Source organism: Rheinheimera sp. F8 (assembly GCF_001518915.1).
Map to the genome: position 1 here is coordinate 984,589 of NZ_CP013656.1, position 24,266 is coordinate 1,008,854.

General features: G+C 49.7%; 26 protein-coding genes and 1 pseudogene. 11 read left to right on the forward strand and 16 right to left on the reverse strand.

Annotation, left to right across the window (positions count from 1 at the left end):
* Nucleotides 1-771 carry a flagellar motor protein PomA gene (pomA, locus tag ATY27_RS04450; protein ID WP_208931000.1) on the reverse strand — a complete coding sequence of 257 codons (771 nt, stop codon included), beginning with the start codon at nucleotides 769-771 and terminating at the stop codon, nucleotides 1-3.
* A gap of 190 nt (nucleotides 772-961) precedes the next feature.
* Between pomA and ATY27_RS04455 the strand changes: the two genes are divergently transcribed.
* From ATY27_RS04455 to dxs, 3 genes are read left to right on the forward strand one after another with little or no spacing between them, the layout of a single operon-like run.
* The gene (locus ATY27_RS04455) at nucleotides 962-1,207 is read left to right on the forward strand and encodes an exodeoxyribonuclease VII small subunit (RefSeq protein ID WP_208930999.1); all 246 of its coding nucleotides are present in this window, start codon (nucleotides 962-964) and stop codon (nucleotides 1,205-1,207) included.
* Nucleotides 1,208-1,211: 4 nt separating this feature from the next.
* Nucleotides 1,212-2,096, forward strand: a complete 885-nt coding sequence (ispA, locus tag ATY27_RS04460; protein WP_208930998.1) for a (2E,6E)-farnesyl diphosphate synthase — start codon at nucleotides 1,212-1,214, stop codon at nucleotides 2,094-2,096.
* 14 nt (nucleotides 2,097-2,110) lie between these two features.
* Nucleotides 2,111-3,973: a 1-deoxy-D-xylulose-5-phosphate synthase gene (dxs, locus tag ATY27_RS04465; protein ID WP_208930997.1), complete on the forward strand. Its 1,863-nt coding sequence runs from the start codon at nucleotides 2,111-2,113 to the stop codon at nucleotides 3,971-3,973.
* Nucleotides 3,974-4,250: 277 nt separating this feature from the next.
* Here dxs and ATY27_RS04470 read toward each other — a convergent pair.
* The 11 genes and pseudogenes from ATY27_RS04470 to glyA all read right to left on the reverse strand — a co-directional run.
* A pseudogene (locus ATY27_RS04470) lies at nucleotides 4,251-4,400 on the reverse strand (IS5/IS1182 family transposase); the annotation flags it as partial.
* Between the two features lie 122 nt (nucleotides 4,401-4,522).
* Nucleotides 4,523-7,591, reverse strand: coding sequence for a ligand-binding sensor domain-containing diguanylate cyclase (locus ATY27_RS04475; protein WP_208930995.1), 3,069 nt, complete (start codon nucleotides 7,589-7,591; stop codon nucleotides 4,523-4,525).
* Nucleotides 7,592-7,619: 28 nt separating this feature from the next.
* A complete protein-coding gene (locus tag ATY27_RS04480) occupies nucleotides 7,620-8,090 on the reverse strand; it encodes a phosphatidylglycerophosphatase A (protein WP_208930994.1) in 471 nt (156 codons plus the stop codon).
* Nucleotides 8,090-9,049 carry a thiamine-phosphate kinase gene (gene thiL, locus ATY27_RS04485; protein WP_208930993.1) on the reverse strand — a complete coding sequence of 320 codons (960 nt, stop codon included), beginning with the start codon at nucleotides 9,047-9,049 and terminating at the stop codon, nucleotides 8,090-8,092. Before thiL ends, ATY27_RS04480 begins: the two co-directional genes overlap by 1 nt.
* A gap of 28 nt (nucleotides 9,050-9,077) precedes the next feature.
* On the reverse strand, nucleotides 9,078-9,491 hold the full coding sequence (gene nusB, locus ATY27_RS04490) for a transcription antitermination factor NusB (RefSeq protein ID WP_031565515.1): 414 nt from the start codon (nucleotides 9,489-9,491) through the stop codon (nucleotides 9,078-9,080).
* A 9-nt stretch (nucleotides 9,492-9,500) separates the two neighbouring features.
* Nucleotides 9,501-9,965: a 6,7-dimethyl-8-ribityllumazine synthase gene (ribE, locus tag ATY27_RS04495; RefSeq protein WP_031565517.1), complete on the reverse strand. Its 465-nt coding sequence runs from the start codon at nucleotides 9,963-9,965 to the stop codon at nucleotides 9,501-9,503.
* Between the two features lie 87 nt (nucleotides 9,966-10,052).
* Nucleotides 10,053-11,162 (reverse strand): bifunctional 3,4-dihydroxy-2-butanone-4-phosphate synthase/GTP cyclohydrolase II, encoded by a 1,110-nt coding sequence (gene ribBA / locus ATY27_RS04500; protein ID WP_208930992.1) that lies wholly within the window; start codon nucleotides 11,160-11,162, stop codon nucleotides 10,053-10,055.
* A 47-nt stretch (nucleotides 11,163-11,209) separates the two neighbouring features.
* A complete protein-coding gene (locus tag ATY27_RS04505) occupies nucleotides 11,210-11,863 on the reverse strand; it encodes a riboflavin synthase (RefSeq protein ID WP_208930991.1) in 654 nt (217 codons plus the stop codon).
* 12 nt (nucleotides 11,864-11,875) lie between these two features.
* The gene (gene ribD / locus ATY27_RS04510) at nucleotides 11,876-13,036 is read right to left on the reverse strand and encodes a bifunctional diaminohydroxyphosphoribosylaminopyrimidine deaminase/5-amino-6-(5-phosphoribosylamino)uracil reductase RibD (RefSeq protein ID WP_244151292.1); all 1,161 of its coding nucleotides are present in this window, start codon (nucleotides 13,034-13,036) and stop codon (nucleotides 11,876-11,878) included.
* Nucleotides 13,033-13,491 (reverse strand): transcriptional regulator NrdR, encoded by a 459-nt coding sequence (gene nrdR / locus ATY27_RS04515; RefSeq protein WP_208930990.1) that lies wholly within the window; start codon nucleotides 13,489-13,491, stop codon nucleotides 13,033-13,035. Before nrdR ends, ribD begins: the two co-directional genes overlap by 4 nt.
* Nucleotides 13,492-13,578: 87 nt before the next feature.
* On the reverse strand, nucleotides 13,579-14,832 hold the full coding sequence (gene glyA / locus ATY27_RS04520) for a serine hydroxymethyltransferase (RefSeq protein ID WP_208930989.1): 1,254 nt from the start codon (nucleotides 14,830-14,832) through the stop codon (nucleotides 13,579-13,581).
* Nucleotides 14,833-15,086: 254 nt separating this feature from the next.
* Here glyA and dinB point away from each other — a divergent pair, with 254 nt between their 5' ends.
* A complete protein-coding gene (gene dinB, locus ATY27_RS04525) occupies nucleotides 15,087-16,145 on the forward strand; it encodes a DNA polymerase IV (protein WP_208930988.1) in 1,059 nt (352 codons plus the stop codon).
* A 297-nt stretch (nucleotides 16,146-16,442) separates the two neighbouring features.
* On the opposite strand, the gene ATY27_RS04530 is transcribed toward dinB, so the two are convergent.
* Entirely contained in the window at nucleotides 16,443-16,655 is a 213-nt protein-coding gene (locus ATY27_RS04530) for a cold-shock protein (protein WP_031565533.1), read from the reverse strand.
* Between the two features lie 286 nt (nucleotides 16,656-16,941).
* Nucleotides 16,942-18,270, reverse strand: coding sequence for a DEAD/DEAH box helicase (locus ATY27_RS04535; protein WP_208930987.1), 1,329 nt, complete (start codon nucleotides 18,268-18,270; stop codon nucleotides 16,942-16,944).
* 131 nt (nucleotides 18,271-18,401) lie between these two features.
* Between ATY27_RS04535 and ATY27_RS04540 the strand changes: the two genes are divergently transcribed.
* The 4 genes from ATY27_RS04540 to ATY27_RS04555 are packed head-to-tail and all read left to right on the forward strand — an operon-like array spanning nucleotide 18,402 to nucleotide 20,204.
* Nucleotides 18,402-18,935, forward strand: coding sequence for a DUF2058 domain-containing protein (locus tag ATY27_RS04540; RefSeq protein WP_208930986.1), 534 nt, complete (start codon nucleotides 18,402-18,404; stop codon nucleotides 18,933-18,935).
* Between the two features lie 23 nt (nucleotides 18,936-18,958).
* The gene (locus ATY27_RS04545; protein ID WP_208930985.1) at nucleotides 18,959-19,228 is read left to right on the forward strand and encodes a hypothetical protein; all 270 of its coding nucleotides are present in this window, start codon (nucleotides 18,959-18,961) and stop codon (nucleotides 19,226-19,228) included.
* Nucleotides 19,228-19,746, forward strand: coding sequence for a GNAT family N-acetyltransferase (locus ATY27_RS04550; protein WP_208930984.1), 519 nt, complete (start codon nucleotides 19,228-19,230; stop codon nucleotides 19,744-19,746). The genes ATY27_RS04545 and ATY27_RS04550 overlap by 1 nt, the downstream gene beginning before the upstream one ends.
* Nucleotides 19,746-20,204 (forward strand): YaiI/YqxD family protein, encoded by a 459-nt coding sequence (locus ATY27_RS04555; RefSeq protein WP_208930983.1) that lies wholly within the window; start codon nucleotides 19,746-19,748, stop codon nucleotides 20,202-20,204. Before ATY27_RS04550 ends, ATY27_RS04555 begins: the two co-directional genes overlap by 1 nt.
* A gap of 20 nt (nucleotides 20,205-20,224) precedes the next feature.
* Here the strand turns inward: ATY27_RS04555 and ATY27_RS04560 are convergent, their stop codons facing one another.
* Nucleotides 20,225-20,965: a class I SAM-dependent methyltransferase gene (locus tag ATY27_RS04560; protein ID WP_208930982.1), complete on the reverse strand. Its 741-nt coding sequence runs from the start codon at nucleotides 20,963-20,965 to the stop codon at nucleotides 20,225-20,227.
* Between the two features lie 100 nt (nucleotides 20,966-21,065).
* Between ATY27_RS04560 and gloB the strand changes: the two genes are divergently transcribed.
* From gloB to ATY27_RS04575, 3 genes are all read left to right on the forward strand, one after another.
* A complete protein-coding gene (gene gloB / locus ATY27_RS04565; protein ID WP_208930981.1) occupies nucleotides 21,066-21,833 on the forward strand; it encodes a hydroxyacylglutathione hydrolase in 768 nt (255 codons plus the stop codon).
* 77 nt (nucleotides 21,834-21,910) lie between these two features.
* Nucleotides 21,911-23,482, forward strand: a complete 1,572-nt coding sequence (locus tag ATY27_RS04570) for a LysM peptidoglycan-binding domain-containing protein (RefSeq protein ID WP_208930980.1) — start codon at nucleotides 21,911-21,913, stop codon at nucleotides 23,480-23,482.
* A 17-nt stretch (nucleotides 23,483-23,499) separates the two neighbouring features.
* Entirely contained in the window at nucleotides 23,500-23,988 is a 489-nt protein-coding gene (locus ATY27_RS04575; protein WP_208930979.1) for a hypothetical protein, read from the forward strand.
* Nucleotides 23,989-24,015: 27 nt separating this feature from the next.
* Here ATY27_RS04575 and ATY27_RS04580 read toward each other — a convergent pair whose 3' ends face one another.
* Nucleotides 24,016-24,255: a hypothetical protein gene (locus tag ATY27_RS04580; RefSeq protein ID WP_208930978.1), complete on the reverse strand. Its 240-nt coding sequence runs from the start codon at nucleotides 24,253-24,255 to the stop codon at nucleotides 24,016-24,018.
* Nucleotides 24,256-24,266: the final 11 nt, after the last annotated feature.

A 24,266-nucleotide genomic window follows, 5' to 3' on the forward strand; every position in this document is an offset into this window, starting at 1 on the left:
TTATGCCTCATCTGATTTAACAACACGTTTTTTCGACATCAGATAATTACGCAACATACCTTCGATGACTTTCGGATTTTGGCCATCTTGAATGCCCATCACCGCATCGAGGATCAGCAAATGGTTATTTTTTTCTTCCTCGTTACGCACCGACATTTTATCCGCCAGCGGCATAAACAAGCAGTTTGCCTGCAAAGCTCCATACAGCGTTGTTAGTAATGCAACTGCCATCGCCGGGCCTATCGCTTTAGGGTCTGACATATTCGCCAGCATCGCGACCAGACCTATTAACGTACCAATCATCCCCATGGCCGGCCCAAGATCACCGAGCTGTTTAAATATTGAAATGTAAGTACCGTGACGGTTGTATGATAAATCAATGTCTTTTTCTAATGTGGAGCGCACCACGTCAGCATCGTGGCCATCGACCAGCATATTAATGCCTTTTTGCATGAATTCATTCGGAATTTCCGCTTCCTCTAATGCCAGAAAGCCACCTTTGCGTGCAGTGTCCGCAAGCTGAACTGCTTTTTCAATCAACTCTTCCGGTGATTCCATTTTAAACAGAAAGGCTTTTCCGACTGCTTTCCCCGATGCCGCCAGTTGCCCTAAGGTAAACTTCATAAAAACGACGGTAAAACTACCACCAAAAACAATGACAATAGAAACGAAGTCGTAAAACATCATCAGGTTGCCAGATGCGCTCAAATACATGGCCCATACCATCATACCTATTGTTGCCAGTAACCCTATGACGGTTGCTAAATCCACTTCTAATCTCCTGCTCAATCAGAAATAACTGATGTAATTATGCTAGCTTACCGCTATCTATCGACTAAGCCAGTGACAATGTTAAATATATTTCTAAAGTCAGGCAAAAAAAACATCCCATGCGGCCTTTCTGATTGACCAGCTCAGGTGGCTGAGGTAACTTTGCGCACAAATCAAGGTGGGGACCGCTATGAGCAAAAAGCAGGCAGAAACTGCTCAGTTTGAAGACAATGTGCGCGAACTGAGTGAAATCGTCCAGCAATTAGAACAAGGTGAACTGACTCTTGAGCAGGCATTGGCCCGCTTTGAGCGCGGTATTACTTTGTCCCGCCTCAGTCAACAACAGTTACAGGCGGCAGAGCAAAAAGTCCAGCTGTTGTTGCAACAGGCACAAGGCGAAACTTTGGTGCCATTCCAGACTGACACCGGGGTCTGAACTGATGTTGCAAAACCTTGCCGCTGACCAGCAACGCGTCGGTCAGCTGATGTCATCTGTGTTATCCGGACTGACAGTTACCGATCCGCGTCTGCTGGATGCCATGCAATATAGTCTGTTACTCGGCGGTAAGCGATTGCGCCCTTTTCTGGTTTACAGCGTAGGCCGGATGCTCGGTGCCGAGCTGACGGATTTGGATGGACCGGCAGCTGCCATCGAGTGTTTGCACACCTATTCGTTGATCCACGATGATTTACCCGCAATGGACGACGATGATCTGCGTCGCGGCAAGCCAACCTGTCACAAAGCATTTGATGAGGCCACTGCCATACTGGCCGGGGATGCGCTGCAGACACTAGCGTTTGATATTCTGGCCCACCATCCTTATCAGCATGTCGATGCAGCCAGACAAATACAGCTGCTGCGTGAGTTAGCGCGACAGTCTGGTTACCATGGTATGTGTGGCGGTCAGGCAATTGATCTGGCGCATACCAATAAAACGATGACACTGGCGGCGCTGGAACATATGCATCAGCTGAAGACAGGTGCATTAATTCAATGTGCTGTGAAGTTGGGCTGGTTATGCAGTAAAGACCAACAACCAGACCACTTAAAAGCCCTGCAAACTTACGCATCAGCAATCGGGCTGGCGTTTCAGGTGCAGGATGATATTCTGGACATCGAAGGTGATACCGCTACCCTTGGCAAGCCACAGGGCTCTGATCTGGAAGCCAACAAAGTGACGTATCCGGCTTTAATGGGGCTGGAACCGGCGCGGAAAAAAGCCGAAGAATTGGTCGTGCAGGCACAACAGGCCCTGCACACTTTACCGTATGACACCACTGAACTGGCTGCGTTGGCCGGCTATGTGATCGCCCGCAAATTCTGAGCAAGGTTACATTGATGGCGCCTGATATTTCGAACTATCCTCTGCTGGCAAAAGCCAACCTGCCGGCTGAACTGCGGCAAATCCCGCAAGACCAGCTGCCACGATTGAGTCACGAACTGCGCGACTATCTGTTGCATTGTGTCAGTCAAAGTAGTGGCCATTTCGCTTCGGGACTTGGCGCCATTGAACTGACCGTTGCCCTGCATTATGTCTACAACACGCCTTTTGATCGGGTGATTTGGGATGTTGGTCACCAGGCCTATCCACATAAAATTCTGACAGGCCGGCGTGATCGGATGCCAACGATCCGTCAACTGAATGGCTTACATCCGTTTCCATGTCGTGAAGAAAGCGAATACGACACGCTGACCGTCGGTCACTCGTCGACGTCAATCAGCGCGGCACTGGGTATGGCGATTGCTGCCCGTGCTGAGCAAAAGAACCGTAAAGTAGTGGCTGTCATAGGCGATGGCGCTATTACTGCAGGCATGGCATTTGAAGCATTAAATCACGCCGGCGAAGTACGTCCGGACATGTTGGTGATTTTAAATGACAACGAAATGTCGATTTCCGAGAATGTTGGTGCGCTGAACCGTTACTTTGCCAGGATTTTATCAGGCAACTTCTACACCAGCCTGCGTGAAGGCGGCAAAAAGATCTTAAGTGGCGTCCCCCCACTCCATGAGTTAGCCAGCCGCGCCGAGGAACATTTTAAAGGCATGGTCACACCCGGCACATTCTTTGAAGAGCTCGGTTTTAATTACATTGGTCCCATCGATGGGCATGATGTGCTGAATCTGGTCGATACGATCCGCAATATGCGCCAGCTCAAAGGCCCGCAATTGCTGCATATAGTGACAAAAAAAGGCAAAGGCTACGCCCCTGCCGAAAAAGACCCAATCGGCTGGCATGCCGTCAGCAAGTTTGACCCGGCCAGTCAGATGCAGCCGAAAAAAGCCGCCAGCCCGAGTTTTTCCAACATATTCGGCAGCTGGTTATGTGACATGGCCGCACAAGATCCCCAACTGCACGCCATCACCCCAGCAATGCGGGAAGGCTCTGATCTGGTGCAGTTCTCCAAAACCTACCCGGAACGATATTACGATGTCGCCATCGCGGAACAACACGCGGTGACGTTGGCTGCGGGTCTTGCCATCGAGGGTTTAAAACCGGTCGTCGCGATTTATTCCAGCTTTCTGCAGCGTGGTTATGACCAGTTAATTCATGACGTTGCCCTGCAAAATCTCGATGTCACTTTTGCCATCGACCGCGCCGGTCTTGTGGGTGCCGACGGCGCCACGCACCAGGGTGCCTTTGATCTAAGTTACCTGCGTTGTGTACCCAATCTGTTGATCATGGCACCATCTGATGAGGATGAATGCCGGCAGATGTTATATACCGCTTATCAACACCAAGGCCCGGCAGCTGTGCGCTATCCGCGCGGCGCTGCGACCGGCATAGCCCCTGAGCAAACGATGACTGCATTGGCGCTGGGGAAAGGTCGTATCGTCAAACAAGGTCAGGATCTTGCTATTCTGGCGTTCGGTACTCTGCTGCATGCTGCGGCCAGCGTGGCAGACAAACTCGGTGCAACACTGGTGGATATGCGGTTTGTCAAACCGCTGGATTTGGCGTTGCTGCAACAACTGAGTACAACACACAGCAAATTTGTCACGCTGGAAGACAACGCCATTGCCGGTGGCGCTGGCTCCGGTGTCAACGAAGCGGTTGCAGCACTGCAGTTACCGGTGCGGCTGCTGAATCTGGGCCTGCCGGACCAGTTTATCCGCCATGGTAGTCAGGAGCAGCTCTATGCTGAACTTGGACTAGACAGTGCCGGCATAGAGCAATCGATCCGGCGGCACTTCACGCTTTAATGCCGCAATAAAAAAACAAAGCCCGGCTTAAATAACCGGGCTCAGATTAATGACAAACCCCAGTTTTCTGGGGTTTGTGCTTTTCAGGAGTGGTGCATTCTCCGTCAGTGGTCATGGCTTAATAATGAGTTGTGGGTTGTTGAATTTGATTGGGCTGGTGTTGAATGAGCCGGCATTTGGCTTGGTTGATAGGGATTTAGGCTTGAGACTGGCTCAGGCGGCCAGCAGTAACGCCATTTTCTTGATGTTTTGCGCAGCACCCGCCAGCAGACATTNTGTCTTTACAATACAAATCAGCGACTTCAGCACGGATAAATTCAAAATCTATGGTGGTATCGATTTTACGAACCAGATGGTTTTGTGGCACCAGCTGTTCCAGTGTCACCATTTCAAGCTGATGTTGTTGCGGGGAGATATCTCTGAGCATGAGGGCAGCTCCTGTTTGGACTCCCTCTATTAGATCAAAGGCCTGGATCTACGTCCAGGCCTTTGTCAGCAGTCTGAGCCCGGCTTAAATAACCGGGCTTTTGTTTTTGTCTGAACTACAGCTCAGTTAATAATGCTGTCTTGCTGGCGGCCACTGTTCAGCTCAAACCATGCCACGCCATCCGCCAGCAACTTTTCAATCTGCGCTTCGATGTGATCAGAATCCTCAAACTCAAAAGCATCGACCTGCCGGTCAAACTGAATACTGGCGACACCATTTCGCCCGTTATGCTTCACGTGATACAACGCCAATTCAGCCAGTTGCAATGAAATTTCCCAACCGATCAGCTGCCCGCCAAGCAACTCCAGCGGGTAAATCGCGTAACCGACGGAACATTGTACCGACACAGTTCTGCCATCTGGTAACACAAAAGCTTCGCTGCTAATCAGTTCATTCAGCCGGCATGCAAACTCGCGTACCATATCCAGCGGGATATCCCGCATGACCAGCATAAATTCTTCACCGGCATAGCGCACGACGTAATCAGAACCACGGGTTTCCCGGATCAATAAACCACTGACCTGCTGCAGGATACTATCGCCGGCACTGTTACCGAATTTATCGTTGATCACTTTAAAGTTATCTAAATCCAGCTGCATCAGCGCAATGCACTTATTCTGTGCCAGCATCGATTCGCGGTTGCGTTGATAGTGTTCAATGTCTTTTGGTAGTTGTTCAAACAAAAACCGCCGGTTGCGCAACCCGGTTAAAGCATCTTTATGCGTCAGTTGCGATAACTGTTCGTTTAACTCGTTCAGCCGGATATTCGAGGTTTCAAGTTCCTGGGTGCGCAACTTCACCAGCTTGGTCAGCTCTGCTTCACGTAGCTGCACATTGCGCCGCGCCAACCAAAACAAGCCATACAACAGAAATAATCCTAATAATAACCATAAACCCCGATACATCACGGTTTCATCAAACCGACGCGGGATCACCAGTTCCAGCTGAGTCTGGCCGGCCAAATCCCAACTCTGATTCAGGTTTCTGGCCTGCAGGCGGAACAGATAGCGTCCGGCCGGCAGGTTGGTGTAAATTGCTTCGCGCCGGCTAGCCACCAGATGCCAATCCTGATCAAACCCAACCAATTGATAGCGAAACTCCAGCGCCATCGGTTTTAAAAAATCGATCGCGGTATAACGCAACGATACGTTGCGCTCATCAGTTTCGAGCACCAGCCGATTTTGCTCAGGTAACAGGCTATAGAGTTTCTGCGCCTGCACTTGCTGCACCAGCGGCTGATAAGTCTGACTGCTACTGGCTTTTAATTTCACCGGAACTGCCACTAAACCTTTCAGCGTCGGGTACCAGAGCTGGTCTTGCCAGAACACCACTTTACTGGCGCCAGAGCCATTACAACAGCGACCAGGCGCGGTCCCGAGCTGACGCTCGTATGGCGTCAATACTTCCTCAAACAAATTCTGACCAGATGGCGACTCACTGAGTAAATGGGGTTGAAAGCGAAAAATACCTTTGAGGGTACTGACCCAGACGTAATCACTGGCGACATCGTGAAACAAACTGACGACAGGTTCAAATGGCAATCCGTTTGACGTATCAAACTGCAGCCATTTCCCATCAAACAACCGGACAAATAAGCCGTCATCTACAGTGCCGACCACCAGCGGTCCCTGCGGCAATTGCAGCATCGTCGTGACAAACGCATTGTAGAGCGGTGTACCCAAACCAACCCGCAGCAGTTTTTCCTGCTGATACTGATAAGCACCTCGTGTAGTCCCGACCAGCAACTTTTCCGGGTTATCCTGCACAAAAGTGATCACACTGGATTCAAACTCGTGGTTCAGCGCAAAAGGGACCAGTTCTTGTTGTAACTGGAACAATCCATCATTGGTGCCAAGCCAGAAACCACCGGCCTGACGTTTTTTTATCGTTTTGGTTTTGATACCGCGTAATGCGTCAGTCAGCGGTGTCAACTTTCCATCCACCAAGGTCAAACGCTTGGGGCCATTGTCGGTTGCTAATAACCAGCTGTCGCCATCCGGTTCAAGGTCCTGCACCACATTAAGCGGTGTATCACCCGACAGCTGAATTTCAGTATATTGTTGTGTTTTATCGAGCAGACCCAGCCGCTGACTGGACGCCAACAACAACCTGTCGTCGGCGGTACGCACCACGCTGCGCACCATTACATCACGTTGCGCCTGGCCAATCACCCGCTTGATTTTACCGCGGCTGACGCGATACAGACCGTCACCAAAGCTACCCAACCAGACATTTTGTTGTTGGTCTTCAAAGATGTCGTTAAACTGTGTGGCACTGCCGAGCTCGTCCCTGCTGATCACCTGCCATTGCTGTTGCTGATGTCGGTAAAACAGCTTGTCGTAACTGGACACCCAATCGCCGCCCTGACTGTCGCTATGCAGCTGATAAACCGGAATTCCGCGGTCCATTGGTAAAGATGCTGGCTGTACCTGCCCTTCTGTATCGACCAGATAATATCCCTGCTCACTGGCCAGATACATGACACCGTTTTGCCATAACAGGTCGTAGACCGGATGCTGCGCCAAATCGGCTGGTAAACTAATTTTATCGAGCTGACCATTACGCGCCAGCTTGTACAAATAACGACTGCTGCTGACCCAAACATGTTCGGGTGTGACCGCAATCTGACTAACCGACTCTTTGATTTCATCAACACGACTGACCTGGCCGTCCCGGACCCGAAACAGATTATCCGCCGCGACCCAAATCTCGCGATCGCCGACTTCAGCAATAGCCGTCACTTCACCCAGCACGTTATATCGATCGAATTTCAGCGTACGGCTGTTTAAGCCTGACAGGCCGGTCATAGTACCGACCCAAATGTAACCCTGACTATCTGTATACAGCCGGGTGATCACGTTGCCAATCAGCTGACGACGGGTGTTATTACTGCTGAAACTTTCAAAATGAGTACCATCAAAGCGATTCAGCCCTTCCAAAGTACCGATCCACAGGTAGCCTTGCTGATCCTGAGTGACCGCACGCACTGAATTGTTCGACAGACCGTCGACGGCCGTCCATTGTTTAATGTCGTAGTCGTAGATAGATTGGATTGCCTGAGCGGACGTCAGACATGACCACAGCCCAAGCAAAAAGAAATTTATAAAAAAGCAGAAGTGCTTCAAAGACATAGCAACCTGTATACCGAGAGAACGGACGTTACAGAACTAACGATACACCATGCAGTAAGCAACACGCCAGCAATCCGGCAACGATGTCGTCTGCCATGACCCCAAGCCCGCCGGTGACGTGCTGGTCAAAGAACCTTACTGGCCAGGGTTTGACGATATCAAAAAAACGAAACAAGACAAAACCGGCACAAAGCCAGGGCCAGCTCAACGGCAACGCCCACATGGTGATAGCAAAGCCGACCACCTCATCAATAACAATACCACCGTGGTCTTCTACACCAATATCACGGCTGGTCTGTTCACTGACATAAACACCCAATACCATCAAGGTAATGATGAAGGCTGCAGACCAGACTAACGGCAACATCGCCAGACCAAATACCAACGGAATGGCAAAGGCGGTGCCGACAGTACCTGGCGCTTTGGGTGACAAACCCGCGCCAAGCCCGATGGCCAGCCAGTGTTGCCAGCTTTTCAGGTTAAACGGCTGTTTTTTCATTAAAAATGCTGATATCCGCTGTGTTGATAAACAAAAGGCTGATCCAGATGACGGAGTTCCAGCTTACCGGCAGCTCCCGTGATCCGTCCGATACATGTCACAGGAACGCCGTAGGGCGACAGCAGCACTTCAAGCGAGCCGCGTTTGTCCTCCGGCACCGTGAACAGTAACTCATAATCTTCGCCGCCGGATAGCGCACACTGAAGAGCCTGTTGCCAGTCACAGCTATCCTTTAATGCCTGTGACATCGGAATTTTGGCCACGTCGATGATCGCACCTACACCTGAGCGTTTCAAGATATGCGGCAAATCGCCACATAGGCCATCTGAGATATCCATACAACTACTGGCAATAGTGCGCAAGGCCTGACCAATAGCGACGCGGGCCGTCGGATAGTGAAACCGCTGCAAGATATGGCCACGGTGTTTTTTGCTGATCTCGCTTAGACCTTGTTCGACTTTCAGCCCAAGCGCTGCGTCACCCAAAGTACCAGTGACATAGACATAATCACCGACTTTTGCGCCGGCCCGGCTCAAAGCTTTGCCACGCGGCACAATGCCTTTGGCACACAAGGTCAATGTCAGCGGGCCGCGGGTAGTGTCACCGCCCACCAGCTGGCAGTTGTAATAATCGGCTGTTTCACTGAGACCTTCGGCGAAGGCTTTTAACCAGTCATCGTTGACAGCAGGTAAAGTTAATCCAAGGGATAACCAGCAAGGCTCTGCCCCCATTGCTGCCAAATCGCTGACGTTCACAGCCACTAGTTTGTGGCCTAATGAGCGTGGGTCAACATTAGGGAAAAAATGCACGCCCTGCACCATGGTATCTGTGGTAACAACTAAATCAAAACCATCGCGGACCTGGATCACAGCACCATCGTCACCGACACCAATACTGACGTCGTTACGGCGATAACCCGAGCGGGCAAAACATTGTTCTATCAGTTCAAACTCGTGCATAAAAAAGCCGACTTTCGCCGGCTCTCCATCAGTTTGGTCGCAGTAGCCTGACTGCTTTGTCGAGGATGCCGTTGACAAATTTATGACTGTCATCGGCGGCGAAGGCTTTCGCCAGTTCAATCGCTTCGTTGATCACCACTTTATATGGCACATCAGGACGGAACTTCAGCTCGTAAGCCGACACCCGGAGAATGGCTTTTTCTACCAAATCAATTTCTTCAAACGGACGTTCGACAAAGGGCTTTAATGCATCATCCAGTACGTTCAGGTTGACGACAACGCCACGCAATAAATCCTGAAAAAATCCGACATCCAGATGTTTGGTGTTTTGTTCCAGCAACAGTTGTTGCTCGATATCACCAATCGGGTTTTTGCTGACCTGCCAGCTATAAATCCCTTGAACAGCCAGTGAACGGGACTGACGACGAACATTCGGTTTCATGCAAAAATCCTAGAGTTGAGCCAGAACGTTGACCATTTCCAGCGCAGAAGACGCCGCTTCTCCGCCTTTATTGCCCATTTTTGTACCGGCTCGTTCAATGGCCTGCTCGATACTTTCCACCGTCAGCACGCCAAAAGAAACCGGTAAACCGTATTGCATCATGACCTGCGCAATACCTTTGGTGCATTCACCGGCGACATATTCGAAATGTGGTGTACCACCACGGATCACTGCGCCCAGCGCAATGATGGCATCATACTGTTTGCTGGCAGCAACTTTCTGCACTGCCAGAGGTAACTCAAAAGCACCCGGGATCCGCACGACCGTGATATCAGCGTCATCGACGTTACCGACCCGCTTTAAAGTATCTACGGCACCGTCGAGCAGACTTTCGACGATAAAGCTGTTAAAACGCGCCACAACGATGGCAAACTTTTTTCCTTTGGCGGACAAGCCAGCTTCAATCACCTGCATCGGAGATCCTCTTTTATGTAGTACTTTGTGAAAAAGGCCGCATATGATAGCACAAGTCCGGCCTTTTCCATCCTGCTTTTGTTTAGCTTATTCTGAAACGTAATCCACTACTTCCAGACCAAAACCGGACAGCGCATGGTAACGCTTCGGTTGGCTGAGTAAGCGCATTTTTTTCACGCCTAAACTAGCCAAAATTTGAGAGCCTACGCCAACGTTACGACTGGTACCTTTCCAGGCCGGCGCTCTGAGTTTCTCACCACGGTCTTCAGCAGCGAAATACTCCACGGTCTGGATTAAATCTTCGGTCGATTCCTGTTTGCCTAACAACACCAGTACGCCACCTTCCTGTTGAATACGCTCCATCGCACATTGCAGGGAAAAACTGCGGTTTGCGCCACGGTTCGACAACAACAAATCGCTGAAAGTATCATGCAGGTGGACCCGCACCAGGGTCGGCTTATCGGCTTCAATCTGGCCTTTCACTAAAGCAAAATGCAGTTGGTTGTCGATAGTGTCGCGGAAGGTTACCAGATCAAAATCACCGGTGGCTGTAGGTAAATAACAGCGGGCCACCTGTTCAATGGTGGTTTCATTTAAGTTCCGGTATTCAATCAAATCGGCAATAGTGCCAATTTTGATACCGTGCTTGGCGGCAAATTTTTCTAAGTCAGGCCGGCGCGACATGGTGCCGTCTTCGTTTAGGATCTCAACAATCATCGCAGCCGGTTCAAGCCCGGCTAAGCGGGCTAAATCACAACCAGCCTCAGTGTGGCCGGCACGGACTAACACGCCACCATCCTGTGCCATCAACGGGAAAATGTGACCCGGCTGCACGATATCTGCAGGCTTCGCATCACGCGCAACAGCGGCTTTGACTGTGCGGGCGCGGTCTGCCGCTGAAATACCGGTCGTAACGCCTTCAGCCGCTTCAATCGACACGGTAAAAGCAGTCGAAAATGGTGATTTGTTTTTATCGACCATTAACTGCAGATCGAGTTGTTTACAACGCTGACGTGTCAGTGTCAGACAAATCAGGCCACGACCATGTGTCGCCATAAAATTGACCGCATCCGGCGTGACATATTCTGCCGCCATCACCAGATCACCTTCGTTTTCACGGTCCTCGTCATCCATCAGGATCACCATTTTGCCGTTACGAATATCGTCAATAATCTCGGCTGGAGTATTTAATTGCATCTCAAATCCTCGGGTACAGGGTTTTGTATCACCATTAAAAGGGACACTCAGAGAAAACCGCTTTGTTGTAATAAATTCATTGTGACAGGCGATGCCGGCGCAGTAGCCTGCTTCCCTTGTAATAATCGTTCGAGGTATCGCGCCAGTAAATCGACTTCCAGATGTACTTTGCTGCCAGCCTGTAACGCCTGAATTGTTGTTTCGCGGGCGGTATGCGGCACAATCGTTAGACGAAATCCGTTTGCTGTGAGTTCATTGACCGTCAGGCTGATGCCATCAATAGTGACGGAGCCTTTTTCTGCGATATAACGACCGAGTTCTTCCGGTGACTGCAGATAGATTTGCCAGCTTTGGCCAGTTTTTTCGACTTTACTGACAACCGCTATACCATCGACATGACCGCTGACCAAATGACCGCCTAAGCGGGTGGTCGGCAACAAGGCTTTTTCCAGATTGATACGCTGGCCAGTCTGGTAACTGCCAAACAAAGTACGGCTTAAGGTCTCGCCCGACAGGTCCGCAGTAAAACTATGGGCACCGAGCGAAGTCACCGTCAGACAGACACCATTACTGGCGATACTGTCACCCAGTTTAACGTCGGAAAAATCCAGCATGTCGCTGTGAATGGTTATCTGCGCATCCTGGCCACTGCGTTTGATCGCAGCAATATGGCCTGTTGCTTCAATAATGCCGGTAAACATGGTAAATCCTCACTACTCTGGCGTGGCGCCTGTTTTCAGTAAAGCGGTCAGGCGTAAATCAGCACCTACTTGCCGCACATCCTGCCACTGCCAGCGTGGCGCCTGTGAAAGTTGCTGTAATCCGCCGGCTTTTAGTAGCGGCATCGCGTCAGCCCCGAGTAAAAGTGGCGCCTGATATAACACCAATTCATCAATCAGTTGTTGCTGCCAGAACGAAGTGGCAAGCGAGCTACCCGCTTCAACCCAAAGCAAATTGATCTGCCGGCTCCCTAACATGGTGAGCAGTTCTTTCAGGTCGAGTTGCCCCACAGCATCAAGCCCCAGCCGTAATCGCGTTACTTGTAGGGATGAATGCGGCGAAACAGATGCAAGCTCAGGCCACTCTTCCGCAGGGCCGGCATGACACAATAAAATATCACCGCTCTGTTGAAACAGTGGTTCATGGCCGGTCAGGCGGCAGCGTCTGTCCAGAATGACTCGCAGTGGTTGACGGATATCACCGTTTTCCAGGCAAGTGACCGCTTCAGAGCGGACGTTCAGCAGTGCTTTGTCCGCTTTGACCGTCTCTGCAGTAGATAATATGGCACAGCTTTGTGCACGGAATAACTGCACGTCTTCCCGGGCAGCTGCACCGGTCAACCATTGGCTTTGACCATTGGCCAGCGCGACTTTCCCGTCAGTGCTACAAGCGAGTTTCAACCGGACATATGGCTGTTTTGTGCGCATTTTGTGCAAAAAACCCGGATTGAGTGCTTCAGCCTGCAATGCTAATAAACCTACATCTACCAGGATCCCGGCGGCTCTGATCCGCGCTACGCCTGTTCCCGCAACTTTAGGGTTCGGGTCCTGCATCGCCACCACCACCCGGCTGAGCCCTGCCGTAATCAATGCATCGGCGCAAGGTGGTGTACGGCCAAAATGGCTGCATGGCTCTAATGTGGCATAAGCAGTTGCTCCGACAGCAGCGGCGCCAGCCTGACGCAAGGCAAAAACCTCAGCATGAGGACCACCGGCCTGGCGATGATACCCTTCACCAATAATCTGATTGTCTTTAACAATGACACAGCCGACATTTGGATTGGGTGTTGTGGTGTAGCGCCCCAGTGCAGCCAATTCTATCGCGCGCTGCATAAATTGATGATCGGACTGCGAAAATTCTGTAACCATAGTCATGACTGGTCGTCTCCGAGCCGGGCGATTTCTTCCCCGAATTCACGGATATCTTTAAAGGAACGATAAACAGAAGCAAACCGCACGTATGCGACTTTATCCAGCAATAGCAGTTGTTCCATGATGAGATGGCCAATCATTTCACTTTGCACCTCGCGCTCGCCAGTTGCACGTAACTGTGACTCAACTTTAGTGATCAGCGACTCCACGTCTTCGGTCGGCACCGGGCGTTTTTCCAGTGACCGTTGCAAGCCACTACGCAGTTTGTCTTCGTTGTACGGCTCGCGCGAGCCATCACGCTTTATTATCCGTGGCATCACCAGTTCAGCAGCTTCAAAAGTGGTGAAACGTTCATGACATGCGGTACATTCACGCCGCCGTCTGACCTGATAACCATCAGCAACCAAACGCGAATCGATGACTTTGGTATCGTCCGCCCGGCAAAAAGGACAAAACACAGGACTTCTCCTGAAAAAACAATGGCCGCGAAAGGCGGCCATCATATCACTTCAGCCTGACAGCTGTCAGGCATCGGCTCAGTAAACTTAAGCGTAGACCGGGAAACCCGCACACAAGGTTGAAACCTGTGCCCGTACTTTTTCGATCACTGCGGCATCACCACGGCTGTCAAGTACGTCACAAATCAAATTGGCAACTGTCTGGGCTTCCGCTTCTTTAAAACCACGGCGCGTGATTGCAGGAGTACCGATACGCAGACCTGAGGTCACGAAAGGTGAACGCGGGTCATTAGGGACTGAGTTTTTGTTCACTGTGATGTGCGACTGACCCAACCATGCATCGGCTTCTTTGCCGGTGATTTCTTTGTCGATCAAATCCATCAGGAATAAGTGGTTTTGGGTACCACCAGAAACGATTTTGTAGCCACGTGCTTTCATTGCATCGCACATAGCGACTGCATTCTTCAGCACTTGTTGTTGGTAAGTCTTAAATTCTGGCTGTAACGCTTCTAAAAATGCTACTGCTTTTGCTGCGATGACGTGCATCAATGGGCCACCCTGACCACCAGGAAACACGGCTGAGTTCAGTTTCTTTTCGATCTCTTCATTCTTGCGTGCCAGGATCAGACCGCCACGAGGACCAGCCAGTGTTTTGTGTGTGGTCGTAGTCACTACATCAGCAATTGGCACTGGGTTTGGATATAAACCTGCAGCAACCAGACCTGCGACGTGTGCCATATCGACCATCAGGTAAGCACCAACTTTGTCCGCGATGTCACGGAAACGTTGCCAGTCCACAATCCCTGAATAAGCCGAGAAACCGGCAATGATCAGTTTTGGTTTGTGTTCAAGCGCCAACGCTTCAGCCTGATCATAATCAATTACGCCAGTCTCCGGGTGCAGGCCGTACTGTACAGCTTTGTACAGCTTACCTGATGAGCTGACCGTTGCACCGTGAGTCAGGTGACCACCGTGCGCCAGGCTCATACCGAGAATGGTATCACCAGCGTTTAACAGCGCCAGAAACACCGCCGAGTTTGCTTGAGAACCAGAATGTGGCTGCACGTTGGCATAATCAGCACCAAACAGTTCTTTGGCACGAGCGATAGCTAAATCTTCAGCGATATCAACGAATTCACAACCACCGTAGTAGCGTTTATGCGGGTAACCTTCGGCATATTTGTTGGTCAGCTGTGAACCTTGGGCCTGCAGCACACGTGGGCTGCAGTAGTTCTCAGAAGCGATCAGCTCAATGTGATCTTCCTGACGCTGAGTTTCATCAACAATAGCTTGCCATAATTGTGGATCAAAATCGGCAATCGACATTTCACGCTTTAACATGGTTTCTCCTGCTTTGGCACAGTCGCAAATTAAGATACAAAAACTGCGCGGTATGATACACCGGTTCAGACAGGTGTGCACTGTAAATTTAGACGTCTGAACATCCAAATGGAGTATTTGGTGGCACGTCAGAGCAGTGGCCATATGGTCAAACATTTTAGATCTTCAATTAAATCATATGAGTACCAATCTGACCTTTACAGCTTAACAATTTCGCATATGATAACTGTATATTTAAACAGTCAACCCAAATCATGCGCAAAATTATTCATATCGACATGGATTGTTTTTTCGCTGCCGTAGAAATGCGGGACAATCCTGCATGGCGACATATCCCGCTGGCCATTGGAGGTAGCAGAACTGAGCGCGGCGTAATTAGTACCTGTAACTATCCAGCGCGTGCATACGGGGTAAGGTCAGCCATGCCAACCGGTCAGGCATTTAAACTCTGCCCGCAACTGGTGCTGGTGCCTGGCAATATGGATAAATATAAAGCGGTCAGTACCTGCATTCAGGCCATCTTCCACCGCTATACAGATAAAGTTGAACCACTGTCTTTGGACGAAGCTTACCTCGATGTATCCGCATGTGATCTATTTCAGGGGAGTGCAACGCGGATTGCGGAACATATTCGCCAAACTATCTTTCAGGAAACAGGCCTGACCGCCTCCGCGGGTGTAGCGCCAAACAAATTTCTGGCAAAAATTGCCAGCGATGAAAATAAACCAGATGGCCTTTTTGTCATACCTCCGGACCAGGTTAGTGCTTTTGTTGCAACATTGTCTTTGCGAAAAATTCCGGGCGTTGGTCAAAAAACCGCAGAAAAGCTGGCGAAACTGGGTTTACACCGCTGCAGTGACGTACAAAAAGCAGACTTGCAAATGCTGGTACGAGAATTTGGCAGTTTTGCGGAAGTATTGCTGGAACGAAGCCAGGGCCTGGATAATCGTGAGGTACATAATGAACGAGAGCGTAAATCTGTAGCCGTCGAGCAAACGTTCAGTCAGGATCTGACGACGCCCGAGCAAAGTATGCAACCGCTAGCAGAAATGTACCAAAAACTGGTCAGACGGATAGAACGCTGTGACGCTCAAGAACAAATCCAAAAAATCGGTATCAAGTTAAAATTTCAGGATTTCCGACAAACAACGATTGAACGTCAACATCCTGAATTGTGCTTCCAATTGCTGCAGCAGCTATTAACGCAGGCTTGGCTACGCGGTCAGGGAAAAGCGGTCAGGCTGGTGGGTATTCATGTCGGATTAAAAAGCAACGCAGCACAGGCACAACTGGATTTGGACTGGATGCATTAATAACCAAGCTAAAATCAAGTTTCCAGCCTATCTGCGAAAGGCTTAGGCAGGCTAACACTAAGATTCAAATGCCTGAATATTACTTGCTTACTTTGCCGATTCGCATTGCTCTTGGTATTTCATAGTTGCAGAAATTTACATGTGTCAGCGTTGAGTACGCCTGTCGCGTTTCGCGCAGTTTTGACGCTTCAAAAGAGAGACTTACTTTGTTGCTGAATTAAAGCGAGTACATTTAAGATTTATAAAAACAAAAAACCGGCGAAAGCCGGTTTTTCAAGAAACTTTCTGAGTTTGCTATTAAGCAACTACAGTTACGTTCTCTGCCTGAGGACCTTTTTGGCCTTCAGTTACTTCGAAAGTCACTTTCTGACCTTCTACCAGCGTACGACGGCCAGTACCGTTAATAGCGCGGAAGTGTACGAATACATCTTTGCCGCCTTCGCGCTCAATGAAACCAAAACCTTTATCTTCGTTGAACCACTTAACGGTGCCGGAAATTAATTGTGACATAACATTCTCTTACTTTAACTATATTTGCCTTTATAGGCGACTTAAATATTACCGGCCACGTTCGTGCTAGTACATATTACGACCCCATTATGTGTGAACCACATTGTGGGGTCAATAGGTATTGCTGAACAAACGGAAAATAAAATTAACCGTGCATAGACCGTTCCTATTGCTTGTTGGTTTTTACCTTTACAAACAACACATTGCCAGAAAAAGTGTTTATTTAACATTCAACTGACTTCCCGAGTTTAGCACTGATTCCTGGATGAAATGTGACCAAAAGCAATTATTTTTGCTTTTTTTTCGGTGGCGCAGCGCCATCATCACCAGACTCAAAAAACTTCGGCTTTTTCTTGGGCAAGGGACTGTCTGCAGAACGAATTTTTGCTTTCACAGAGCCTGATTGTTGCCCTGTAGCTTTTGATGATCTCGTAGACGACGCAACAGTTTTTTTCTTGATTGTGCCATCAAATTTGGCAGTCAATCCGTCCACTTGAGCCATTTCAAGCGGTCGGCGTAAAAACTGTTCGATTGCTGAAAATGCAGTGATGTCTTTGGGACCTACCAAAGAAAACGCGCAGCCCTGCTGTCCGGCACGGCCTGTACGGCCGATCCGATGGACGTACTCTTCAGGATGTTTTGGTAAGTCGAAGTTAATCACGTGCGATACCTGCAACAAATCCAGGCCACGTGATGCCACATCTGTTGTGACCAGAACCTGATACTTATTAGCAGCAAACGCCTGCATGACCGAATTTCGCTGTGCTTGCGTCAGTTTCCCATTCAATCCAACTGCTGCAAAACCTGCTTTTTGTACCAGGGCGGCCAGCCGATCGGTATCTTCCCGGGTTGCGGTGAACAGAATGAGCTGCCTGACAACTTCCGATTTGAGAAAATGTAATAACAATGCTTCTTTATGAGTCAGGTTGTCGGCAAAAAAACACCGTTGTGTGATGTCTTTGTGAGGGTCATAGCCTGCTCCCAAGGCAACACGATATGGGTCTCTTAACAATGACAACGCCAGTTCATTGACCTCAGCATGGTCCAGCGTTGCAGAAAACATCAGGGTCTGACGTAACCGGTGCGACGCTTGTTTATGGATTGCATTGAGCTGAGGCATAAAGCCAAGATCTAACATCCGGTCGGCTTCATCCAAAATCAGTACTTCAAGACCTTGCAGAAAGAAACTTTTGTGTTCCAGATGATCCGCCAATCGACCGGGAGTTGCCACGATGATATGTGGCTGACGTTTCAGCAGTTTTTCCTGATCGTTAAAATTCTCACCACCCACAATAAACGCTGGTGTGAGTCGGGTATTGGCAACAAACAAACGCAATTGTGCATATATCTGTTGTGCCAGCTCCCGGGTAGGCGCAAGGATCAAGGCGCGTGGGTCTTTCGCAGACAAGGGTTTACTGCGTAAAAGCCGCTGCATCATGGGCAACAGATAGGCCAGAGTTTTACCGGAACCAGTTTTCGACGAAACAATCAGATCTTTACCCTGCATCACTGCAGGTATTGCCTCTTGTTGTATTTCAGTAGGTTGAGTAAAACCTAAATGTTGAATTGAACGCAACAACCGGGGATCTAACGCTAGTTCCTGAAAAGCAGCCATATATACTCTGAATCAAAAGATAATCACGTAGTGTACTGTAAAACGTTAGCGCCGTCAGCCATGGCGCTTGGCAAGTACCCGATCGTCATGGAACAATATACACATTAAATTCGGGCAAACAGGAACTGACCGTGAGTAAATCTCTGGCTGAACAATTGTTAAAAGCGGGTCTTGGCGATGCTAAAAAACTGAAAAACATCAAGAAAGAACAACACAAAGAACGTGTGCAGGCCGGTAAACACGGACAGGTTGTCAATGAGGCAACGGTTCTGGCAGAACAGGCCCGTCAAGCCCAAATAGCCCGCGATAAAGAACTCAATCAGCAGAAAAAAGCAGAAGCCGACAAAAAAGCTCTGACGGCGCAAGTTAAACAAATCATCGAGATGAATATCATCCGTGACAAAGGTGAACTTGGTTTTAATTTCACCGATGGCAATAAAATCAAAAAAATCTATGTCAGTGACAAAGTGCAACAACAATTAGTCAAAGGTCTGATTGCTATCGCCCGATTGGATGAGCACTATCACTTAGTACCGATCCAAATCGCCGAGAAATTGTTGGTACGCCAGCCTGACGCCGTTGTCTTGTTAAATCAACAAGATGAGCAGATGCCGGCCGACGATCCTTACGCCGATTTTAAAATACCTGATGACCTGATGTGGTAATGCCACAAATAGCCGGAGCTGAGATGTCTGTAAATCAGAGTAAAACCATGGTTGTGAGCTGGTTATTGTTATCAGTCACTGGCGTCGTCGCATGTTGGGCCAGTTTTCTCAACGGTCAGTTTGAAACAATTTATGGCTTGCCAAGTGTGATTGGCGCCGCAATGTTGATGTGGATCCGCCAGCAACCTGATTTCTATGGTCAGCCTTTTTACCGGCTGGCCTGGCAAACCAGCATGATCCTGCTATGGCTGCTGCTGATCCCTGGTTGTTACCATCTGGCACAGCAACTTTGATGCAACTTTGCCTTGCAAATACTGAGCAGCAATGGTCATTGGCTGATCAGTTTAATGATGCAGCAGCGCTGACCCAATGGGGCGGCGAGGGCTTTCGTTTCCCACCGCGCCGCACCGAATTCCTGCAGCGACTTCAGCTGCCGGACACACAAAGCTATGTTTTGCTGGATGGCCAGCGTAATACGCTGGCTTTTGGTCAGATCTGTGATCGGTTTAACCGGCTACACCTGGCGCGATTATTAGTATTGCCCCCCTATCGAGGACAACATTTGTCTGAACACCTGATCAATGCCCTGCTTGCCGCAGGTCTGCAATTGTGGCCAACACGCGAAGCATCTCTTTATGTATTTCGTAACAACCAGCCAGCCCTGCGCAGTTATCTGCGGCTTGGATTTTCAGAAGCCACGCAACCCGGCGCCTACCGTTCCGATCTGTATTTTATGACCCTGAGCAATCCAGCCAGTCGTGTCCTTGCTGCGAAAGCGCCAGCAATAGTCACAGCAACAGGACTGTTGTAATGCCTATCTGGATTGATGCTGATGCCTGTCCAAAGGTGTGTCGCGATATGCTGCTGCGGGCTGGTGAGCGGCTCAAAATAGAACTGAACTTTGTTGCGAATCACGCGCTACCGTTGCCGCGGACGCCATGGTGCCGCCAGTTTCGTGTCGAAGCCGGATTTGATGTGGCAGACAATCTGATTGCAACTTCGGTGCGTCCTGGTGATCTGGTGATGACGCAGGATATTCCGCTGGCCGCAATTTGCGTAGAACAAGGGGCGACTGTATTAACCCCTCGTGGCGACAAACTCGACAAAGATAACGTCAAGGCTCGGCTGGCTGTGCGCAATTTGCAGGAAGAACTGCGGGGCGCCGGTATGGTCAGCGGTGGGCCACCGGCTATCGACCAGCGGGACCGGCAAAAATTTGGCAATGCATTAGACCAATACCTGCAGCAGTGGCAACGCACTCAACAATAGTTTATTCCTGACTCACACAGTCAGACCCCGCCCTGTTGACGCACACTGACACCTTTAACCGCTGGTTTAAAACTATTGGTTAGTTGCCATTTCGGTTTTATCGGCGTTAACGGTAAAGTCCGTTTACGAGCGACCAGCACATAGGCCGCGGCAAAATAGTTCAGATGCTGCTCTGCCCAAAGCCGGAACGCTGAATTAGCCGGCGATTGTGCCAACATACTGGTACAGAATAAACGTTGTTCATACAACACTTCAAAGCCAAGCAGCTGTAACCAGTCTTTGACTCGCGCCTGTGAGAAAAATCGTCCAGACCAAGGTAAACGCCGGTGCAGACCCGGCCAGAGTTTTAACAGCCCCATCAGGCTGTATGGATTAAAGCCGCTCATTAGCAGATAGCCATCAGGCATCAACACGCGATGTGCCTCGCGGATCACATGATGCGGATCTTGTGTATATTCTAGGCAATGCGCCAGCAAAACGGCGTCAACGGCATGCTCGATAAAAGGCAGGTCATCCGGATCAGCAATGACTGAAACCTGCTCCCCACTGCCTGCCAGATTTATTTGATGGCGGATACCACAGGCACTGGTGTCCAGTTGGCAACTTAAAGTGCCCACCTTTAACAGGTGATAACCAAAAATACGTGGCCACCACAAATTGAACTGATTTTCCAGCTGATGGGCCAACACCTCGCCCTGGGCAAATGCCTGCCAGGACTGTGGTACTTGACTTAACGCATAGCGGCTTAAGGCTGGTTTCATTGGCGGACTCCCCTGTATACTGCGATTGGACTGGCTCCCGGTACTCACTTACACCGGTTTGCGACACACTGATGACTCACACTGACAACGGGTACCGCCTATGCATGTTATCCCCGAACCGATCCCGATACTGCAGGATAACTATATCTGGGTGTTGCGCCAAGGACAGCAAGCAATCATTGTTGATCCGGGTCAATGCGACGCAGTGCAACAGTATCTGCTGGCGCACCAGCTAACACTGTGTGCAATTCTGATCACGCATCAGCATCCGGACCATATCGGTGGTCTGGCGCAATTACGTGGTTATTGGCCTGATGCAGACGTTTATGTCCCAGGCCCTTCGATACAAGGCGTCCAACTGGATGGCATTCAGGTGCACGACGGCCAATATCTGCAGCCCAGCGGATGGTCAACACCTATTCAGGTACTGGCTGTACCAGGTCACACACTGAATCATCTCGCCTATTTGCAAACGGGTGAACCTGCAGTGTTGTTGTGTGGGGATACGTTGTTCAGCGCCGGCTGTGGCCGTCTGTTTGAAGGCACTCCCTTACAGATGCTGACATCTTTGCAACGCTTGGCTGCTTTGCCGGCAGACACGCTGGTATGCTGCGCGCATGAATATACGCTGGCAAACCTTAAGTTTGCCGTTACGGTGGAACCTGAGAATCAGGCGTTGGTCGAATATCAGCTGACAGCAGCAAAGTTGCGTGGCTGCGATAGACCAACTCTACCAACGAATATTGGTCTGGAGTTACAGATCAATCCATTTCTGCGCTGCGCGTTGCCAGAATTGCAGCAACGCTGGCAACAACCTGATCCACTTGCGTTATTTACTTTTTTGCGGCAATGGAAAAACAATTTTTAGCCTGCTTTGCATTTGGCGCAACGGCCGTTAACATACGCCCCCTTTGCGCCTGTTGCGGCTGAATGAGAGAAGAGTGCATGTTCAAACCCTGTTATATGCTGCTGGCACTACTTATGCTGTCTGGCTGCGCCCGACTGGCACAGGACCAACCAGCGGTGGCTACCGCAGATCCATCCGCCGATGGTGGAGCGGAGTCAGTAGCACAGTCTGATGCCCCTGTGTTGCCCATGTCACCATTAGATCCTGCCTTACAACATAATGAGCTCGAGGCCATGCCGGATCTGTGGCAACGCATCCGTACGCAAATGCATATCCCCGTGCCAGCACGCGCTGACGTGAAGCGCGAAATCGCCTTCTATGCCAGTAAACAGAAGTTTTTTAATGAAGTTTCGGCACGCGCCGAACCGTACCTGTATTTAATAGTCACAGAACTGGAAAAGCGCCGGATGCCACTGGAACTGGCGCTGTTACCTATTGTGGAAAGTGCTTACAACCCAGCAGCGCAAGGCAATGGTCCGGCCGGACTCTGGCAAATGGTACCGCAAACTGCGCGAAATTTTGGTCTGACAGTTCAAAGCGGCTATGACGGCCGCAAAGATGCGTTGAGTTCGACCGTAGCGGTATTAGACTATTTGCAACATCTGCATGACAGTCTCGGCAACGACTGGCTCAATGCTGTTGCAGCTTACAATACCGGTGAAGGCCGAATTATGGCGGCTGTGGCACGAAATAAAGCACGCGGCAAAGCAACCGACTACTGGAGCCTGCAAATTCCTGGTCGATTTGTTCAGACCATGCCGAAATGGTTGGCGATGATTCAGTTGATTAAATCACCGGACGCTTATCAACTGGAGCTTCCGGTTATTGCAAATAAGCCTGCAGTTGGCAAAACCCGGATCGCCGGCGCCGTACAACTGCAACAAGTTGCCGATTTGGCCGGGATCTCACTAAGCAAACTGAAGACTCTGAATCCTGGTTTTCGCCTTGCGATGACGCCAAAAGGCAAAGACTTTCCATTGCTGTTGCCGTTGTCAGCAATTGATGATTTTGAACGACAACAACATCTGCTGAAAAAAGTCACAGTAGTGCAAGCAGCAGAACCGCAGAAAACGCAAAAACGCAGTTATAAGGTAAGAAATGGCGACAGCCTAGGCAGCATTGCTGCCAAAAACCACACCAGTGTGAAGACTTTACGTCAGCTCAACCGGCTGAAATCAGATCAACTGAAAGTTGGTCAGGTTTTACAGCTACCTGCGGTCAAATCGTCGGAGCAAGCATTAGCACGTTCAAGCCGAAAAGCGCAAACTTATCAGGTCAAAGCCGGTGAAAGTCTGTGGACCATTGCACAAAAACTGCGGATCGACAGTGAGGAGTTACGGCTATTTAATCAGCTGCAATCCGGGGTTCATTTACAACCTGGCCAATCACTGCAGGTTCCGGCCTCCGTTACTACAACCGTGAAGCGCAAAACGGCAGACAATAAACTCACACCAAAACATACCGTGATAAAAGGTGACTCATTAGATCGGATCGCCCGCAAATACAAAATAAAACTGACTGACTTGCTGAAATGGAATCAACTGCAGGCCGATAGTAAACTAACACCAGGTCAACAGTTGTTGTTGGCGCCCAAACGCCGGCAATCCTGACACTACATGAGGTTGATATGAAAAATTTCCTGTTTCTGCTGCAACTGCTTGCAGTGCTATTGAGTCCGTTCAGCTATGCGCAATTTGAGCTTACCGGTCCTATCGCATTGACCTTTGCTGATGACAGTAAAGAAAATACCGCATTCGGTTTTGCCTTTTTAGAAAGCGAAGGCGCTTTCCAGTTCAGTGTTGGTCCTTACAAAATGGCGGTTGAAGAAGTGCCCAAACGCTACACATTGGCACTGATGCTGAATAAAGACCAGTTGATCTGGGCGCGCGACTTCACGAAAAAGCCACTAAAAGGCTTTGACTGGAAAATCGGCAAACACTCATTGCAGTTGTTTAAACAACAGTTACAGCCGGTGCGCCCCGGTGATTTTGTGTTAATGGTCGATGGTCTGCGTTACCATTTTATTGAGGGGAAACCCGCGCAGGTCCATTTTCATTTTGATGAAAAGGGCATTTCTGAAGTCGAAGTTGAATCCATGATACAACCAAAACGCTAAACAGGGCTCAACACATCCTTTTTGTCTTTAACTGATAAATGACGATTTACTGCGGGCCGGGCACTCGCGCTGTATTTGTAGCGCAGGTACCCCGCCCCACAATACCGACAATGCCGGAGCTACTGCAGTAAACCACCAGCTGAGCTGATACGGGATTTGTTGCCACCAGCAGTACAGCATCAGTAGCAAATGACAGCACAGTCCCAACCATCCTGTATAAAATAACAGCGAGTTAAACCAGCGTCTGGGTTGCCCTAATTGCCACATACTTTAACGCC

Bases quoted from the DNA above. Each gene is read 5' to 3' on its own strand.
- ribBA (WP_208930992.1), bottom strand. From the start codon at position 11,162: ATGCAATTAAATACTCCAGCCGAGATTATTGACGATATTCGTAACGGC.
- ATY27_RS04570 (WP_208930980.1), top strand. From the start codon at position 21,911: ATGTTCAAACCCTGTTATATGCTGCTGGCACTACTTATGCTGTCTGGC.
- ATY27_RS04475 (WP_208930995.1), bottom strand. From the start codon at position 7,591: ATGTCTTTGAAGCACTTCTGCTTTTTTATAAATTTCTTTTTGCTTGGG.
- ATY27_RS04480 (WP_208930994.1), bottom strand. From the start codon at position 8,090: ATGAAAAAACAGCCGTTTAACCTGAAAAGCTGGCAACACTGGCTGGCC.
- ATY27_RS04580 (WP_208930978.1), bottom strand. From the start codon at position 24,255: ATGTGGCAATTAGGGCAACCCAGACGCTGGTTTAACTCGCTGTTATTT.
- ATY27_RS04555 (WP_208930983.1), top strand. From the start codon at position 19,746: ATGCCTATCTGGATTGATGCTGATGCCTGTCCAAAGGTGTGTCGCGAT.
- ATY27_RS04505 (WP_208930991.1), bottom strand. From the start codon at position 11,863: ATGTTTACCGGCATTATTGAAGCAACAGGCCATATTGCTGCGATCAAA.
- ATY27_RS04560 (WP_208930982.1), bottom strand. From the start codon at position 20,965: ATGAAACCAGCCTTAAGCCGCTATGCGTTAAGTCAAGTACCACAGTCC.
- ATY27_RS04575 (WP_208930979.1), top strand. From the start codon at position 23,500: ATGAAAAATTTCCTGTTTCTGCTGCAACTGCTTGCAGTGCTATTGAGT.
- ATY27_RS04535 (WP_208930987.1), bottom strand. From the start codon at position 18,270: ATGGCTGCTTTTCAGGAACTAGCGTTAGATCCCCGGTTGTTGCGTTCA.
- dinB (WP_208930988.1), top strand. From the start codon at position 15,087: ATGCGCAAAATTATTCATATCGACATGGATTGTTTTTTCGCTGCCGTA.
- ATY27_RS04455 (WP_208930999.1), top strand. From the start codon at position 962: ATGAGCAAAAAGCAGGCAGAAACTGCTCAGTTTGAAGACAATGTGCGC.
- ATY27_RS04550 (WP_208930984.1), top strand. From the start codon at position 19,228: ATGCAACTTTGCCTTGCAAATACTGAGCAGCAATGGTCATTGGCTGAT.
- thiL (WP_208930993.1), bottom strand. From the start codon at position 9,049: ATGCACGAGTTTGAACTGATAGAACAATGTTTTGCCCGCTCGGGTTAT.
- ATY27_RS04530 (WP_031565533.1), bottom strand. From the start codon at position 16,655: ATGTCACAATTAATTTCCGGCACCGTTAAGTGGTTCAACGAAGATAAA.
- ribD (WP_244151292.1), bottom strand. From the start codon at position 13,036: ATGACTATGGTTACAGAATTTTCGCAGTCCGATCATCAATTTATGCAG.
- glyA (WP_208930989.1), bottom strand. From the start codon at position 14,832: ATGTTAAAGCGTGAAATGTCGATTGCCGATTTTGATCCACAATTATGG.
- ispA (WP_208930998.1), top strand. From the start codon at position 1,212: ATGTTGCAAAACCTTGCCGCTGACCAGCAACGCGTCGGTCAGCTGATG.
- gloB (WP_208930981.1), top strand. From the start codon at position 21,066: ATGCATGTTATCCCCGAACCGATCCCGATACTGCAGGATAACTATATC.
- nusB (WP_031565515.1), bottom strand. From the start codon at position 9,491: ATGAAACCGAATGTTCGTCGTCAGTCCCGTTCACTGGCTGTTCAAGGG.
- ribE (WP_031565517.1), bottom strand. From the start codon at position 9,965: ATGCAGGTGATTGAAGCTGGCTTGTCCGCCAAAGGAAAAAAGTTTGCC.
- dxs (WP_208930997.1), top strand. From the start codon at position 2,111: ATGGCGCCTGATATTTCGAACTATCCTCTGCTGGCAAAAGCCAACCTG.
- ATY27_RS04545 (WP_208930985.1), top strand. From the start codon at position 18,959: ATGTCTGTAAATCAGAGTAAAACCATGGTTGTGAGCTGGTTATTGTTA.